The sequence below is a fragment of the Pseudomonas oryzicola genome (assembly GCF_014269185.2).
GTDB lineage: Bacteria > Pseudomonadota > Gammaproteobacteria > Pseudomonadales > Pseudomonadaceae > Aquipseudomonas > Aquipseudomonas oryzicola.
The window spans coordinates 1986474-2003066 of sequence record NZ_JABWRZ020000001.1; the positions used below are offsets into that span (position 1 = coordinate 1986474).

The following is a 16593-nucleotide window of genomic DNA, read 5'->3' on the forward strand; positions in this document are numbered from 1 at the left end:
GTCGATGGCACCGGCCTTGCCGTTGTTCGCGGGCATGCCTGAACCGACAAAATTGTGCAAATCTTCAGATCTTGAGCAAGACAGTGACCTGATAGCCCTCGCCGATGACCTTTCCGGATGTTGCCGAACCGTCTGGCGATACCGACAATGGGCCATCATTCCCCACCGGATGTGGCGCCATGTCGCAGCAGATTTTCTTCGCCCATGCCAACGGCTTTCCCTCGGCCACCTACGGCAAGCTGTTCGCGGCGCTGGCACCGGACTATCAGGTGCAGCACCTGGCCCAGCACGGGCACGATCCGCGTTTTCCGGTGGACGACAACTGGCAGGGGCTGGTCGATGAGCTGCTGCACCACCTGGCCCGGCAGGATCAGCCGGTATGGGGTGTCGGCCATTCGCTGGGCGGTGTACTGCACCTGCATGCTGCCTTGCGTCGCCCGGAGTACTACCGCGGCGTGGTGATGCTCGACTCGCCAGTGCTCACCCGCGCCGACCAGTGGCTGCTGCGCACCGCCAAGCGCTTCGGCTTCATCGACCGTATCACCCCGGCCGGCCGCACCTTGGGGCGCCGCGAAACCTTCGGCGACCGTGACAGCGCCCGTGACTACTTCGCCGGCAAGTCATTGTTTCGCCATTTTGACCCCGAGTGCCTCGATGCCTATGTAGAGCATGGTCTGCAGGCGATGCCGCAGGGGCTGCAACTGCGCTTCGACGTCGCCACCGAGATCAGCATCTACCGTAGCATCCCACATACCAGCCCGGCGCCTGCACGGCACTTGCAGGTGCCGCTGGCCATGGTCCGTGGCGAGCGCAGCAATGTCATTCGTCGTCACCATGCCCTGGCTGTGCGCGGCATGCCCAAGGGCGAATACCACAGCGTGCCCGGGGGGCACATGTTCCCCCTGGAGCGGCCAACCGACACCGCCAGCCTGATTAAAGGCCTGTTCGACCGCTGGAGCCAGGCATGAGCACGCAGGTCGAGGAAGTGCGCCTGAGCCTGGGCCATATCGAACTGGCGGCGCACCTGTTCGGTCCTGCCGACGGACTACCGGTGATTGCCCTGCATGGCTGGCTGGACAACGCCAACAGCTTCGCCCGCCTGGCACCGCGCCTGAAAGGCCTGCGCATCGTCGCCCTGGACCTGGCCGGGCACGGCTACTCGGAGCACCGCCCGCCCGGCACCGGCTATGCCCTGGCCGATTACGCCCATGACGTGCTGCGAGTGGCCGGGCAACTGGGCTGGCAACGTTTCGCCCTGCTGGGCCATTCGCTGGGGGCAATCATCTCGGTACAACTGGCTGGCGCGTTGCCGGAGCGGGTGAGCCACCTGGCTTTGATCGATGGCGTGATCCCGCCGACCGGTGCAGAGCAGGACGCCGCCGAGCGCCTGGGCATGGCCCTGCAGGCCCAGCTGCGCCTGGATGACAAGCGCAAGTCGGTGTACGCCACGCTGGAACGGGGCGTCGAGGCGCGCATGAAGGGTATGGTTGCGGTCAGCCGCGAGGCCGCCGAGCTGCTGGCACAACGTGGCCTGATGCCAGTGCCGGGCGGCTACAGCTGGCGCAGCGACAGCCGCCTGACCCTGCCATCGCCGCTGCGCCTGAGTGAAACCCAGGCCATGGCCCACGTGCGCCGGGTGAGTTGTCCGGCGTGCCTGGTCGTGGCGGCCGATGGCCTGCTGGCACGTCACACCGCGTTGCTGCAGCAGCTACCCTTTGAACAGGTGAAGTTGCCCGGTGGCCATCACCTGCACCTGAACGATGAGCAGGGCGCAGCGCTTGTCGCAGACTGTTTCAATCGCTTCTTTGGCTTTGCTTGACTTGCAACGGACAACTGTCGAGGCTTGGCGGGTTGAACAGGGAGACAACCATGCAATTGCCAGACATCCTGGAGCTTCACCTCGGCGCTGAGCGCCGCCTGGGTCGCCGATGAGCGCGCCTGTTGCCATTCGTTTTGCCTTCGCGGCCTGTCTGGTGTTCGCCAGCCCTGTGTCATGGGGCAGCAGCTTGCCGGTACCGGTGGATGCCAAGGTGGTCGACCAACGCCCGGCCGTGGAGCAGGAGCGTGTCTATCCGATGGGCCCACTGCGCAAGATCAGCGGCCGCCTGCGGGTTGAAAACAAGGTCGAAAGCCGCGGCCAGGTCAGCTCGGTCACCTACGAACTGCCGGTCGAGCGCACCGCCCGGGAAGCGTTCACCAGCGCGCGCGAAACGCTGCAGCGCGAGGGCGGTTACCCGCTGTTCTGGTGCCAGGGCCGCGATTGCGGCGAAGCCAGCCTGTGGGCCAATGATGTATTCGGCAATGCCCGCCTCAACGGCGGCGACGAGCAACAGGCGTTCATCCTGTTGCGCCGCTCGGCGCAGCAGGCCGACACCCTGGTCGCGCTGTACAGCGTTACCCGTGGCAACCGCCGCGCCTACCTGCATGTGGAAGAGTTCGTCGCCGGCAGCCCGCTGGGCGTACTGCTGCCGACTGCCGCCACGGTGCTGCGGGAGCTGCGCGACACCGGCAAGCTCGACTACCCTGACCTCGCCGCGCCGCAAGACACCTGGGCAGACCTGCTGGCGCGCAGCCTGAACCTCGACAGCACCCTGCGTGCCAGCCTCAGTGGCCCCCAGGCCGAAGCCTGGCGCGAGGCGCTGGTCAAGGCGGGGGTGCGCAATGGCCGCCTCGAGGTTGGTAGCGCGCCTGGCGAAGGCCTGCACCTTGAACTGATCCGCTGAACGAGCCCACCATGGTTAACAATGACCGCCTGTTGATCCAGATTCTGCTGCTGGCACTGCTGGGTGCCGGCCTTTGGGTGATGGCACCGTTCATCTCGGCGCTGTTGTGGGGGGCCATCCTGGCCTTTGCCAGCTGGCCGCTGATGCGCTTTCTCACGCGCGTGCTGGGCGGGCGCGAAACCCTGGCCGCCAGCCTGCTCACCAGCGCCTGGATCCTGATCGTGGCCCTGCCGCTGGTATGGCTGGGGTTCAACCTGGCCGATCACATTCGCGATGCAACGGCGTTTGTCCGTGACGTGCAAGTCGACGGCCTGCCCGATGCTCCGGCCTGGCTGGGTGGCGTCCCGTTGGTGGGCGAACGCCTGGTCAGCTGGTGGCAGTCGCTGGACCAGCAGGGCGCGGCCTTGCTGGCTTCGATCAAGCCGCACCTGGGGCAGGTGGGTAACTGGTTGCTGGCGCGCAGTGCGCAAATCGGCAGCGGCGTGCTGGAGCTGACCCTCAGCCTGGTATTCGTGTTCTTCTTCTATCGCGATGGCCCACGTTTGTCGGCGTTCGTCCTGCGCTTGCTGCACCGCTTGGTGGGCGAGCGCGGCGAGTACTACCTGGAGCTGGTCGCCGGCACGGTGCAGCGGGTGGTCAACGGTGTGATCGGCACAGCTGCGGCGCAGGCCGTGCTGGCCTTGATCGGTTTCCTGATTGCCGGCGTCCCCGGCGCCATTGTGCTGGGCCTGGTGACCTTCATGCTCAGCCTGATCCCGATGGGGCCGCCATTGGCCTGGATACCGGCCACGGCCTGGCTGGTGTGGAAGGGCGAATACGGCATGGCGGTGTTCCTCGGCATCTGGGGTACCTTCGTCATCAGCGGCGTGGACAACGTGCTCAAACCCTACCTGATCAGCCGTGGCGGCAACCTGCCGCTGGTGATCGTGCTGCTGGGGGTGTTTGGCGGGTTGATCGCCTTTGGCTTTATCGGGTTGTTCATCGGGCCTACCTTGCTGGCCGTGGGGTATAGCCTGTTGCTGGACTGGAGCCGCAATTCAGGGCCGGTCCAGTCGTAAGCCGGTACCGGCCGCATCGCGGATGAATTCGCTCCTGCACCGCTCCCCTGTAGGAGCGGATTCATCCGCGATGAGGCCGGTACCGGCACTCCAGAACCCTCAACTTTACGCATTTTTTATTCATACCTTACCCCCCCAATCTCGCCCCTTTACGCCCCTCCCTCGGACAATTTCCCCAAAGCGGCCCACGCCGCACAACGGGGAGTTGCACTCATGTACATGCTCGACGGGTTGTCACTGCTTTTGGCAGTGGCCTTGGCGGTTTACCTGCTGGTGGCGCTGCTGCGCGCCGATCGCAGCTAGGGAGCGGCCATGCACAGTTACGATATCGCACTGCTGGTGGCGTTCTTCGCCCTGGTGCTGGTGCCGGCACCTTTGCTGGGCCGGTTCTACTACAAGGTCATGGAAGGCCAGCGTACCTGGCTGTCGCCTGTGCTCGTCCCGGTCGAGCAAGCCTGCTACCGGCTGGCGGGAGTGCGCAGCAGCCAGGAACAGAACTGGCGGCAGTACAGCCTGGCCCTGCTGGCCTTCAACCTGGTCGGTTTCCTGCTGCTGTTCGCCGTGTTGCTGCTGCAGGGCTACCTGCCACTCAACCCGCAGCACCTGCCCGGCCAGGAATGGTCGCTGGCGTTCAACACCGCCGTCAGCTTCGTCACCAACACCAACTGGCAGGCCTACAGCGGTGAGGCGTCGGTCAGCTACCTGAGCCAGATGCTCGGCCTGACCGTGCAGAACTTCGTCAGCGCCGCTACCGGCCTGGCCGTGCTGGTCGCGCTGTGCCGTGGCATCGCCCGGCGCAGCGCGACGACGCTGGGCAACTTCTGGGTCGACATGACCCGTGCCACCCTCTACGGCCTGCTGCCGCTGTGCCTGCTGCTGGCACTGCTGCTGGTATGGCAGGGCGTGCCGCAGACCCTGGCCGATTACGCCCACGCCGTCACCCTGCAAGGCAGCGAGCAGACCATCCCGCTGGGCCCGGCCGCCAGCCAGATCGCCATCAAGCAACTGGGTACCAATGGCGGTGGCTTCTTCGGCGTCAACTCGGCGCACCCGTTCGAGAACCCCACGGCGTGGAGCAACCTGTTCGAGGTGGCGTCGATCATCCTCATTCCGGCAGCGCTGGTGTTCACCTTCGGCCACTACGTGAAGGACCTGCGCCAGAGCCGTGCCATCCTCGCCTGCATGCTGGCCCTGTTCCTGGTTGGCGGCAGCACGGCGTTGTGGTCCGAGCACCAGCCCAACCCGGCCCTGGACAGTGCGCAGGTCCAGCACAGCGCGCCGATGGAGGGCAAGGAAAGCCGCTTTGGCACCACCGGTTCGGTGCTGTGGACGGTGACCACTACCGCCGCCTCCAACGGTTCGGTCAATGCCATGCACGACAGCCTCAACCCCCTCACCGGGATGGTGGCGATGGTCAACATGATGGTCGGCGAGGTGATTTTCGGCGGCGTCGGTGCGGGGCTGTACGGCATGCTGCTGTTCGTGCTGATCGCGGTGTTCCTGGCGGGGCTGATGATTGGCCGCACCCCGGAATACCTGGGCAAGAAGCTGCAGGCCCGCGAGGTGCAACTGCTGGTGGCGACCCTGCTGGTGATGCCGGTCGGCGTGCTGGTGCTGGGTGCCATCGCTGCCAGCCTGCCCGGCCCGGCGGCGGCGGTGAGCAACCCCGGTGCGCATGGTTTCAGCCAGTTGCTGTACGCCTACACCTCGGGTGCTGCCAACAATGGCTCGGCCTTTGCCGGCTTCGGCGCCGGCACGGTGTTCCACAACCTGATGATCGGCCTGGCCATGCTCATCGGCCGCTTCGGCTACATCCTGCCGGTGCTGGCCCTGGCCGGCAGCCTGGCAGCGAAGAAAAGCGCACCCCAGGGGCTGAACAGCTTCCCCACCCATGGCCCGCTGTTCACCGGCCTGCTGCTGGTGACCATCCTGCTGGTCGGTGGCCTGACCTTTCTGCCGGCCCTGGCCCTCGGGCCGATTGCCGAACACCTGAGCCTGGGTTTTTGAGGATCGACCATGAACATGCCCATTCCTGAAGTAAAAACCCGCCACAGCGCCAAGGACCAGACTCGCTTCGCCGCGCTGTGGCGCCCGGCGCTGGTGCAGGCCTTCGTCAAGCTCGACCCGCGTCAGCTCAAGCGCTCGCCGGTGATGCTGGTGGTTGCCCTGACGGCGTTACTGACCACCGCCCTGTGCGCGGTGCCCGGCAGTGGCGTGAGTACCGGAGTTGCCGTGCAGATCGCCCTGTGGCTGTGGTTCACAGTGTTGTTTGCCAACTTCGCCGAAGCCCTGGCCGAGGGCCGTGGCAAGGCCCGTGCCGATAGCCTCAAGGCCGGCAGCCAGGGCCTGACTGCTCAACGGCGCAAGCGCGACGGCAGCTACGAAACCGTCGCGGCCAGCGCGTTGCGCAAGGACGATGTGGTTCGTGTGCTGGCCGGCGAGATGATCCCCGGTGATGGCGAGGTGCTCGAAGGTATCGCTGCGGTCAACGAGGCCGCCATTACCGGCGAGTCGGCGCCAGTGATCCGCGAGTCCGGTGGCGACCGCTCGGCAGTGACCGGCAATACCCGGCTGGTCTCCGACTGGCTGTTGATCCGGATTACCAGCAACCCGGGCGAATCGACCCTCGACCGCATGATTGCCCTGGTCGAAGGCGCCAAGCGGCAGAAGACCCCGAACGAGATCGCCCTCGACATCCTGCTGATCGGCCTGACCCTGATCTTCCTGATCGTGGTGGTGACCTTGCAGCCGTTCGCCCACTTCGCCGGTGGCAGCCTGCCGCTGATCTTCCTCGCCGCGTTGCTGGTGACGCTGATCCCCACCACCATCGGCGGCCTGTTGTCGGCCATCGGCATCGCCGGCATGGACCGGCTGGTGCGGCTGAACGTGATTGCCCGCTCGGGCCGTGCAGTGGAAGCGGCCGGGGACGTGCACACGCTGATGCTCGACAAGACCGGCACCATCACTTTCGGCAACCGCCGCTGCAGCGCGCTGCATGCCGCACCGGGCGTCACCGCCCGCGAGCTGGGGGAGGGCGCCTTGCTGGCGTCGCTGGCCGACGACACCGCCGAGGGCAAGTCGATCGTCGAGTACCTGCGCCAACTGCATGATTTCATCGAGCCGGCTGCCGGGCAATTCGAGGCCGTGGCGTTCAGCGCCGAGACGCGCCTGTCGGGCATCGACTTCCAGCAGCACCGTTACCGCAAGGGCGCCGTCGATGCCGTGCTGGCCTTCGTTGGCATGCAACGCCTGGAAATGCCGCCAGCGCTGGCCCGTGAAGTGGAGCGCATCGCCCAGAGCGGCGGCACGCCGTTGCTGGTGTGCCTGGACAAGCGCCTGCTTGGCGTGATCCACCTCAAGGACGTGGTCAAGCCCGGTATTCGCGAGCGCTTCGCCGAGCTGCGCAAGCTGGGTATCCGCACGGTGATGGTGACCGGCGACAACCCGCTGACCGCTGCCGCCATTGCCGCCGAGGCCGGCGTGGATGACGTCCTGGCCGAGGCCACGCCGGAGAAGAAACTGGCCCGCATCCGCCAGGAGCAGAACGACGGCCGCCTGGTGGCCATGTGCGGCGACGGCGCCAACGACGCCCCGGCACTGGCCCAGGCTGATGTGGGCATGGCCATGAACGACGGCACCCAGGCCGCGCGTGAGGCGGCCAACATGGTCGACCTGGACAGCGACCCGACCAAGCTGCTGGATGTGGTCCAGGTCGGCAAGGAGCTGCTGGTCACCCGTGGTGCGCTGACCACCTTCTCCATCGCCAACGACGTGGCCAAGTACTTCGCCATCCTGCCAGCGCTGTTCGCCGCCATCTACCCGCAGTTGGGCGTGCTCAACCTGATGCACCTGGCCAGCCCGCAGAGCGCGATTCTGTCGGCCATCGTGTTCAACGCGCTGATCATCATCGTGCTGATCCCGCTGGCGCTGCGTGGCGTACGGGTGCAGGCCGCCAGTGCGGCGCACCTGCTACGGCGCAACCTGCTGATCTACGGGCTGGGCGGCATCGTCGTGCCGTTTGCCGGGATCAAGCTGATCGATCTGCTGCTCAATGCACTGCACCTGGTCTGAGGAGGCCGCCATGAATGCTTATGTCCGCCCGGCGTTGAGCCTGGCCTTGTTGATGACCCTGGTGACTGGCGCGCTGTATCCGCTGGCGGTGACCGGGATTGCCCAGCTGGCATTCCCCAGCCAGGCCAACGGCAGCCTGGTGCGTGATGACCAGGGCCAGGTGCGCGGTTCGGCGCTGATCGCCCAGGATTTCCAGGGGGATGGCTGGTTCCATTCGCGCCCTTCGGCGGGGGCCTTCGCCACCGTGGCCAGCAGTGCAAGCAACCTGTCGCCGAGCAACCCGGCGCTGGCCGAGCGGGTCAAGGGTGATGCGGCAGCGCAGTATCAGGCGCAGCAGGGGGCGGTGCCTCTGGCACTGCTGACCACGTCGGGCAGTGGCCTCGACCCGCACCTGCCACCGGAGGCCGTGGCCTACCAGATCCCACGGGTGGCGGCGGCGCGGCAACTGCCGGTAGAACGCTTGCAAGGCTTGCTCGAAGAGGCCACCCTCCACCCATTGATCGGCCCGCCGGTGGTCAATGTGCTGGCCTTGAACCAGGCCTTGGACAACCTCAGCCATTGATAGATGACTTGAGGGGCTAGCAGGGACCCTGTGGGAGCGGGTTCACCCGCGAATGCGATAGTGGCGCCACCATCGTATTCGCGGGTGAACCCGCTCCCACAGGTACGGTGTTTGTCCCTGAATTTGCTGCTTGCTGGAAATAGCAAAGGATGAAAGATGAGTGACTCCACCCGCGCAGACGCGCTGTTGGCTACCCTCCCACAAACCGGCCGGGGCCGGCTGAAGGTGTTCCTCGGCGCCGCCCCCGGCGTCGGCAAGACCTTCGCCATGCTCCAGGCCGCCCACGCCCAGCAACGCCAGGGCGTGCAGGTCGTGGCCGGGGTGGTCGAAACCCATGGCCGCGCCGAAACCGAGGCGCTGCTCGGCGGCCTGCAGCAGCAGCCGCTGCTGCGCAGCCAGTACCGTGGCGTCACCCTCGAGGAAATGGACCTCGATGGCCTGCTGAAGGCCGCGCCAGCATTGGTGCTGGTCGACGAACTGGCGCACACCAACGCGCCCGGCAGTCGCCACGCCAAGCGCTGGCAGGACGTCCAGGAGCTGCTGGCCGCCGGCATCAACGTGTACACCACGGTCAACGTCCAGCACCTGGAAAGCCTCAACGACAAGGTCCGCGACATCACTGGCGTGCAAGTGCGCGAAACCCTGCCGGACTGGGTGCTGCAGGAAGCCTTCGAACTGGTGCTGATCGACCTGCCACCGCGTGAACTGCTCGAACGCCTGCGCGAAGGCAAGGTATACGTACCCGAACAGGCGCGCGCCGCCATCGACGCGTTCTTCTCGCAAACCAACCTCACCGCCTTGCGTGAGCTGGCCATGCAGACAGCCGCTGCCCAGGTGGATGCCGACCTGGCGCACGGCTATCGCCAACGCGGGCAGGAGGCACCGGCATTGCGCGGGCGCTTGCTGGTGGGCGTGGATGGCGATGACCAGGCCGAACGCCTGGTGCGCCATGCCTGCCGGGTAGCCCAGCGCCGCCATCTGCCGTGGAGCCTGGTGCACGTGGACAACGGCCGTCTGCGCGACGAAACCGCCCGGCAGCGCCTGCTGGCGGCGCAGCAACTGGCCGAGCGCCTGGGTGGGGAAGTGGTGCTGTTGCGCGCCGGCGAAGTGGCAGGCACATTGATTCAGCATGCCGCCGAGCGGCGCGCCAGCCTGGTACTGGTCGGGCAGTCGCGCAACCGCCTGCGCCGGCGCCTGTTCGGTGCCGGTGTGGCCACCCGCCTGTTGCGCGAAAGCCACGGCCTGGAAATCAACGTGCTCGACCGTGACCTGCAGCCGCAGGCGCCGCGTCTGGCGGTGCGGCAGGTGTGGGTCTGGCGCCATTACCTGCTGGCATTGCTGGCGACCATCCTGGCGGCGGGCCTGGCCTGGGCGGTGTCGAGGGTGCTGGCGCTGCCCAATATCTCGCTGGTCTTCCTCGCCGCTGTGTTGCTGGTGGCGGTGCGCAGCAGCCTGGGGCCTGCCCTGGCCTGTGCCGCGCTGTCGTTCCTCACCTACGACTTCCTGTTCATCCCGCCCAACTTCTCATTCACCATCCAGCGCGAAGAAGACGTGCTGACCTTGCTGTTCTTCCTGCTGATGGCCGCCCTCACCGGCAACCTGGCTGCGCGCCAGCGCCGCCAGTTGCAGGCGCTGCGCGAGACCCAGGCGCAGACCAGCCAGCTGCTAGACCTGTCGCGCCGGCTGACGGTGGCCACCGACCGCCAGGCGGTGCTCAACGCTGCCGCCCAGTACCTGGATGGCTGGCAGGATGCGCAGGTTTGCCTGCTGGAGCGCAATGCCGAAGGCCAGCTGCAGGTAGCCACTGGCATCGCCCATGCCTTCAGCGACAACGAACGCGCTGCGGCCGAATGGGCCTGGCAGCATGGCCAGGCCGCCGGCCATGGCAGCGATACCCTGCCCAATGGCCGCTGGTGGTGGTGGCCGCTGGCGGTGGATGAACAGCCCCTGGCCTTGCTCGGCGTGCGTTCACGCTCCGGCCAGCCGCTCAGCGACCCGCGCCGGCGCTTGTTGACTGCCCTTGGCCAGCCGTTGGCCCAGGCCCTGGCCCGCGCGCGCCTGGCCGAACAGCTGGAGGCCGCACGCCTGCATGGCGAAACCGAGCAACTGCGCAGCGCCTTGCTCGCATCGGTGTCGCACGACCTGCGTACCCCGTTGACGGCCATGCGCGGCAGCATCGACAGCCTGCTGGCGCTGGGCGAGGCGATTCCGCTCGCAGACCGTCGCGAACTGCTGGAGGGCACCCGTAATGAGGCAGAACGCCTCGATCGCTATATCCAGAACCTGCTGGACATGACCCGCCTGGGTCATGGCGGCCTCAAGCTGGCCCGTGACTGGGTGGCCCCGGCCGACATCGTCGGCAGCGCACTCAATCGCTTGCGCGTGGTGCTGGCACCCCTGCGCGTGCACACCGATGTCCCGGCCGAGCTGCCGTTGCTGTTCGTGCATGCGGCGCTGATCGAACAGGCGCTGGTCAATGTGCTGGAAAATGCCGCGCGCTTCTCGCCCGCCAATGGCCGGCTGGAACTGCAGGTGTCGGTGCGGGACGGCCAGCTATGCTTCGCCGTCAGCGACCAGGGCCCGGGTATTCCGCTGGCCGACCGCGACAAGATCTTCGACATGTTCTATACCGCAGCCCGCGGTGACCGTGGCGGGCAGGGCACCGGCCTGGGCCTGGCCATCTGCCAGGGCATGATTGGTGCGCACGGTGGCCAGATCCAGGTTGGCGAAGGCATTGATGGCCAGGGCACCTGCATCACTTTATGCTTGCCGCTGCCCCCTCAACCTGAAGCTGAAAGCGAAGCCCCATGAGTCACTCCGCTACCCTCCTGGTCATCGACGATGAACCGCAGATCCGCAAGTTCCTGCGCATCAGCCTGGCCTCGCAAGGTTACAAGGTGCTCGAGGCCGCCACCGGCAGCGAAGGGCTGGCCCAGGCGGCGCTGGGCAAACCCGACCTGGTGGTGCTCGACCTCGGTTTGCCGGACATGGACGGCCAGCAGGTGCTGCGTGAACTGCGTGAGTGGAGCGCGGTGCCGGTGCTGGTGCTGTCGGTGCGCGCCAGTGAAGTGCAGAAGGTCGATGCGCTGGATGGCGGCGCCAATGACTATGTGACCAAGCCGTTTGGCATTCAGGAATTCCTCGCTCGGGTGCGTGCCTTGCTGCGCCAGGTGCCGCAGGCCGGCGGCTCGGAAATCGCCGCCAGCTTCGGCCCGCTGACCGTGGATTTCGCCTTTCGCCGGGTGACCCTGGACGGGGTCGAGGTGGCATTGACGCGCAAGGAATATGCCCTGCTGGCGCAACTGGCCGGGCACCCGGGGCGGGTGATCACCCAGCAGCAGCTGCTCAAGGATATCTGGGGGCCGACCCATGTGGATGACACCCATTACCTGCGGATCGTGGTGGGGCATTTACGGCAGAAGCTCGGCGATGATCCCACCGCGCCACGGTTCATCATCACCGAGGCGGGGGTCGGTTACAGGCTGGTAGCGCCAACCGCCTGACCGTGGGAGCAGCTGGCGAAAGTAGCTGTCCTGGGCTGCCTGTCCCGGCCCCATCGCCGGGCTGGAGCCCCTTGTTTCAAGGTGCTGTTCTCGACTCCAGATCCAATCACTGCGGCGTTCAAGCTGCCTATCGCTGTGTCCAAGTCTTTCTGGTGGATCCATTGACGATGCTGTTGAGGTAGTCCCCATTTACTATGCCTCGCCCAGAGCTCCGTTAATGAGGACTCTGCTCGTTTTGCGGATGTAGCCAGCACATATGCTCCCAGCCCTGCAATGATGGCTATGCCTACAGGGCCGAGCAGAGCGCTAGAACCCGCTACAGCGGCGGCACCAGCAATTGCCGATCCGAACTCGGGCGGACACCTGGCAAAAGGATCGAGCAGAAGATAGAGGGCTTCTTCTGGACTGCGCTGCCGGGTGGCGAAGTCATGGAGGCACTGCGGGTAGCGAGTGGCCGGTTCTGCCTGGCTCTGCATGGAAATTCCTTTTCGGCTGGTGCACCGTGAATGGCGTCCGCTGGGAGAGCAGAACACTAGCGAGGAATCAATTCGCAGGGGAGGTTTGGGCGTCCCAAAAGCTTGTGGGAAGTTTCGCTTATTGCACTCCAGGGGGGCTTGGGGCCTGGGCGAGCAACCGTGATCAGGCCCGCGGCGGCTCCTTCTCGAACAGCTGGCGCATGACCTCCAGGTAGCGCCGTGCGCCCAGCCCCAGCGGGCGCGGCTTGACCCAGATGATGTCGACCCACAGCCGCAAGCGGCTGGCCATGTTGTCGAAGCGCACTTCCGACAACGCGCCCGAAGCAATCAGCGGTTCGACCAGCGGCTGCGGCAGGTAGGCCCAGCCCAGGCCGGACTGCACCAGGTCCAGCGTGGCCAGGTAGCTGTCGGTCAGCCAGATGCGCCGCGACAGCACCATGCGCGGGTCCGAGCCGGTGGCCTTGCCCGAGGCCACGATGATCTGCCGTTGTTCGGCGAACACTTCTTCAGGCAGCGGCGTGGCGCTGTTCTGCCCGGCCGGATGGCGCGGTGAGGCGACCGCCACCAGCAGTTGGCTGCCGGCCTCCAGGAACGACTCGCGCTCGTCGATGCCGGGGCGTTCGAACACCAGCGCCAGCTGCACGCTGCCGTCATGCAGCAGGCGAATGGCTTCGGTCTGGGTGGCCGAGCGCACCTCGATTTCCAGGCTGGGGAATTCCTCGGCGAGGATTTCCAGTGGCTGGCTCCAGCGGCCGGTCTGCAGCTCGGGTGCCATGGCAATCGTCAGGCGTTTCTCCAGGCCCTTGTGCAGTTGCAGGGCCTGCGCGTCGAGCAGGTTGAGCTGGCACATCACCTGCCTGGCCTGGGGCTCCAGTGCCAGGGCGGCACTGGTGGGCAAGGCCTTGCGCGTGGCCCGGTCGAACAGCACCAGGTCGAGCTCCGCTTCCAGCTGGGCGATCGCCATGCTTACGGCAGAAGGTACGCGCCCCAGCTTGCGCGCGGCGGCGGAGAACGAGCCCGCCTCCAGCACGGCGAGGAAGATTGCCAGGGAGTCGCTGCTGAAGGCCATATTGGCAAACCTGATGAACGGGCCGGAAATTATGACCACTCACCGGCCCGCTTGACAGCCCCTTACAGGCCTTCGCCCAGCACCCGGTCAATGCTGTCGACGAAGTAGTCGACGCTCGCCCGGGTAGTGCACATCGGTGGCTTGATCTTGAGGATGTTCAGGTAATCACCGGTCGGCTGCATGAAAATGCCCAGATCCCGCAGGCGGTCGCACAGGGCCATGGTTTCCTCGGTGGCGGGCTCGAGCGTTTCGCGGTCGCGCACCAGCTCCAGGCCCAGGTAGAAGCCCGAGCCATGCGCCGCGCCAGCCAGCGGGTGCTTGTCCACCAGCGCTTGCAGGCGTGCCTTGAAGTAGCGCCCGGTGTCGCGGGCGTTGTCCCACAGGCCTTCCTCCTGCATCACGTCCAGCACCGCCATGCCAATGCGGCAACTGACCGGGCTGCCGCCGGCCGAGGAAAAGAAGTAGCCCTCGGCCTCCAGGGCTTCGGCAATTTCGCGGCGGGTGATGACCACGCCAAGCGGCTGGCCGTTGCCCATGCCCTTGGCCATGGTGATGATGTCAGGCACCACGCCCTGTTCCTCGAAGCCCCAGAAGTACTCGCCCAGGCGGCCATAACCGACCTGCACTTCGTCGGCGATGCATACCCCGCCACGGGCGCGGACTTTGGCATAGGCCTCGCGCAGGTAACCGGCCGGCAATGCAATGCCCCCGGCGTTGCCATATACCGGCTCGCAGATGATGCCCGCCAGTTGGCGGCCTCGGGTGTCGAGATCGGCCAGCTTGGCCTCGACATCGTGCAAGTACTGCGCGGCGCTGTCGGCACCGCGGAAGCGGCCGCGGAAGGTATTCGGCGCTTCCACCGGGTGTACCCAGTCCGGGCGGGTTTCCAGGGCCTGCGGGTTGTCGGCGATCGAGGTGGAGATGGCATCGGTGGCCACCGACCAGCCGTGGTAGGCCTCCAGCACGCTGAGCATGTCGCGCCCGCCACTGTAGGCCCAGGCCAGGCGAATGGCCAGGTCGTTGGCTTCGGTGCCGCTGTTGACCATGAACACCCGGTCGAAACCTTCAGGTGCCAGCGCCAGCAGGCGTTCGGAGAACTCGGTGATGGCTGCATAGTGGAAGCGCGAGTTGGTGTTCAGCAGCGACCACTGCCGCGCCGATTCGGCGACCATGCGCGGGTGGCCATGGCCCAGTACGGCGACGTTGTTGAGCATGTCCAGGTACGAGCGGCCCTGCATGTCGATCAGGTAGTTGCGCCAGCCGCGCTCGATGTGTGGCGGCTGTGCATAGTAGTGCTTCTGCGAGCGGGCGAAGCTGGCGTCGCGGCGGGCCAGCAGGGCCTGCGGGTCAGGCAGCGGCTCGGCATCGCAGTCGAAGCCCAGCAGCGCCGCCGGCGACGGGCACAGGGCCAGCCAGGCCGGCGCATGCGACGGGGTGGCGAAGAACGGCGGCTGGATGCTGCTGTCCAGGCACAGCTGGACGCTGAGGAAACCACAGCTGCTGCCCAGCGACTGGCCTTTTTCCACGACTTGGCCATCGGCGGGGGCGCCTTCCAGGCCTTGCAGCCACAAGGCCCAATGCGCGCTGCGCAGGCAGCCACGGCCGTCGCCATGGCCCTGCCAGGTGCCGGTTTCCGGCGCTTGCACCAGGCTGCCATTGGGCACATGCAACTCGACGCCGAGGGCGCAGGTGGCGGGCTCTTCGGGTCGGTCGACATGGGTTCGCGACAGGCGATACTGCCCGTACAGGCTGCAGGCCGGGGCCGGCTGGGTACTCAGCAGGTGCTGGTCGAAGCCCGGTTGTTCCCAGTTGCCCGCCTCGCAATGCACGCTGAGCACGCCCAGATCGACGCGTGTCACGGGCTGCCCGTTCAGCTCGGGCAGCAGGGGCGCGCAGCTGCTCAGGTCCGCAGTGGCAGGTTGTAGCCCCGCCGCTTGCAGGATGGCCGCTTGCATCAGTGCGAAAGGTACGGCGGTGGCGGTGTCGAAGATTTCCCATTCATGGGCGATGTTGTCGCGGATGTACTGGTTGCCCGGGTCGACGCTGAGCTGCTGCTCGCTGCTCAGCACCAGCACGGCGGCACGGTTGAGCACCAGTGGCCACAGGGCACGTAGCTCGGCTTCACTCAGTGGATTGAGCGCCTGGTACGCACGCACGGCCGGCAGGATGCGCAGCGGGTCGCCCTCTGCGTGGTGCAGCAGCGCCGCGCAGGTAACCGACAGGTCGGCAATGCGCCAGGTGCGCAGCAGGTCGCCGAAATCGATCACGCCCTGCAGCTGCCATTGGCGCGCGGCGTCGCGGGCCCAGACCGCATTGTCGTCAGTGATGTCCAGGTGCACGGCCTGGGTCGGCAGTTGCGCGGCGAGCGGGGCCAGATGCGCGGCGGCCACGGCGGTGGCCTGTTCGACACGCGCGCGTCGTGCCGGGTCGGACAGTACCGGCAACAGGTGCTGGATCAGCGCCTGTGCGTGTTGCGGGTCCCATTGCAGGGTACGCGCCAGGCCTGGGTGATCGAAGCCGGCCAGGGCATTGTCCAGCCTGGCGCAGAGGCCGCCCAGCTCGGCCATCAGGCGCGCTGGCATGTGCCCGAGGCGGGTCAGCGGCTGGCCTTCGATGTAGTCGAGCAGGCGAATGCGCAGGGCCTGGCCGTTCACGTCCACTTCCAGCAACGCCTGGCCATCATTGGCCGCGCGCACGGCCGGTACCGGCAGGCCCTGTTCGCGCAGGTAAGCCAGCGCTGCATGCTGGGCTTCAAGCTCCTCCCGCGCATAGCTGCCATGGCATGCCTTGAGCACGAACCTGCCTTGGGCTGTATCGACCCGCAGGTTCAGGTCCTGTTGGCTGCCCATGGCCGACAGTTCGCCGACGATCCCGTAATGAGCCAGCAACACATCACTGGCCTGGCACGGGTCGAGCGCAGGGTTTGGCAGGCTGGAACGCTGGGCCAGGATGTCAATCACGGGTGAAGAGGGCGTTACTGGCTGGGTGGGCATGGTTCTACCGTGTTCGCTGAAAGAGGGCGGTAGAAAATTTATGCGGGTTTTGATTGATGATGAAAGACGATAATCGTCAATTTTTCTGACGACTATGGAACGCCCCTGCGTCCGCGAGTGTAAACCTATACAATACCT

12 protein-coding genes are annotated in these 16593 nt (G+C 66.4%); 10 read left to right on the forward strand and 2 right to left on the reverse strand.

The features are described 5' to 3' along the window. The first annotated feature begins 179 nt into the window (after positions 1–179). The 10 genes from HU760_RS08960 to HU760_RS09005 all read left to right on the forward strand — a co-directional run bounded on the left by HU760_RS08960 (position 180) and on the right by HU760_RS09005 (position 11917). Positions 180–968, forward strand: coding sequence for an alpha/beta fold hydrolase (locus HU760_RS08960; protein WP_186674777.1), 789 nt, complete (start codon positions 180–182; stop codon positions 966–968). After that, complete coding sequence (locus HU760_RS08965) at positions 965–1819, forward strand: alpha/beta hydrolase (protein WP_186674776.1); 855 nt, start codon at positions 965–967, stop codon at positions 1817–1819. The genes HU760_RS08960 and HU760_RS08965 overlap by 4 nt, the downstream gene beginning before the upstream one ends. 109 nt (positions 1820–1928) lie before the next feature. Further along, positions 1929–2723 (forward strand): DUF4892 domain-containing protein, encoded by a 795-nt coding sequence (locus HU760_RS08970; protein WP_186674775.1) that lies wholly within the window; start codon positions 1929–1931, stop codon positions 2721–2723. 11 nt (positions 2724–2734) lie between these two features. Continuing rightward, complete coding sequence (locus tag HU760_RS08975) at positions 2735–3781, forward strand: AI-2E family transporter (protein WP_186674774.1); 1047 nt, start codon at positions 2735–2737, stop codon at positions 3779–3781. A 213-nt stretch (positions 3782–3994) separates the two neighbouring features. After that, positions 3995–4084, forward strand: a complete 90-nt coding sequence (gene kdpF, locus HU760_RS08980) for a K(+)-transporting ATPase subunit F (protein ID WP_033696222.1) — start codon at positions 3995–3997, stop codon at positions 4082–4084. Between the two features lie 9 nt (positions 4085–4093). Then, positions 4094–5788, forward strand: coding sequence for a potassium-transporting ATPase subunit KdpA (kdpA, locus tag HU760_RS08985; protein WP_186674773.1), 1695 nt, complete (start codon positions 4094–4096; stop codon positions 5786–5788). Between the two features lie 9 nt (positions 5789–5797). Continuing rightward, the gene (gene kdpB, locus HU760_RS08990; protein WP_186674772.1) at positions 5798–7852 is read left to right on the forward strand and encodes a potassium-transporting ATPase subunit KdpB; all 2055 of its coding nucleotides are present in this window, start codon (positions 5798–5800) and stop codon (positions 7850–7852) included. 10 nt (positions 7853–7862) lie between these two features. Continuing rightward, on the forward strand, positions 7863–8414 hold the full coding sequence (gene kdpC, locus HU760_RS08995) for a potassium-transporting ATPase subunit KdpC (RefSeq protein WP_186674771.1): 552 nt from the start codon (positions 7863–7865) through the stop codon (positions 8412–8414). A 156-nt stretch (positions 8415–8570) separates the two neighbouring features. Continuing rightward, positions 8571–11225, forward strand: a complete 2655-nt coding sequence (locus HU760_RS09000; protein WP_186674770.1) for a DUF4118 domain-containing protein — start codon at positions 8571–8573, stop codon at positions 11223–11225. Next, entirely contained in the window at positions 11222–11917 is a 696-nt protein-coding gene (locus HU760_RS09005) for a response regulator (protein ID WP_186674769.1), read from the forward strand. The genes HU760_RS09000 and HU760_RS09005 overlap by 4 nt, the downstream gene beginning before the upstream one ends. 639 nt (positions 11918–12556) lie before the next feature. On the opposite strand, the gene HU760_RS09010 is transcribed toward HU760_RS09005, so the two are convergent. Then, positions 12557–13462 (reverse strand): LysR family transcriptional regulator, encoded by a 906-nt coding sequence (locus HU760_RS09010; protein WP_186674768.1) that lies wholly within the window; start codon positions 13460–13462, stop codon positions 12557–12559. Positions 13463–13524: 62 nt separating this feature from the next. Further along, the gene (locus HU760_RS09015) at positions 13525–16455 is read right to left on the reverse strand and encodes an aminotransferase (RefSeq protein WP_186674767.1); all 2931 of its coding nucleotides are present in this window, start codon (positions 16453–16455) and stop codon (positions 13525–13527) included. Between the last annotated feature and the right edge of the window lie 138 nt (positions 16456–16593).